Annotated in this window: 1 pseudogene; it reads right to left on the minus strand. The window is 41.5% G+C overall.

Going from position 1 to position 246, the window contains the following annotated elements:
* Nucleotides 1–69, minus strand: a pseudogene (locus P9217_RS30320) (DNA-invertase); the annotation flags it as partial.
* Nucleotides 70–246: the final 177 nt, after the last annotated feature.

Here is a 246-nt window from a genome sequence, read left to right on the forward strand (position 1 = left end):
GTTCAGCGCATTACGTTGTAGATCTGTGTTCTGGTCATTTGTTGATACGCGTACATAGCCAATAAGCATGTTAAATCCCCCTGGTAAAAGCAGGAATGATGCCATTTGCTTGTTATTTCTTCATTTTCATAAACGTTGGTTTGGGAGAAGGAGCAAAACTCAATGCAGCAACGGCTACATTAGGACGCACCGGTTTCATAGCTATACCGGTTATGATTGGTGGTATTGAGCAATCAGTAATCATTC

The sequence above is a fragment of the Mesorhizobium sp. WSM4989 genome (genome assembly GCF_029625795.1).
In the GTDB taxonomy this organism is placed as follows: Bacteria; Pseudomonadota; Alphaproteobacteria; order Rhizobiales; family Rhizobiaceae; genus Mesorhizobium.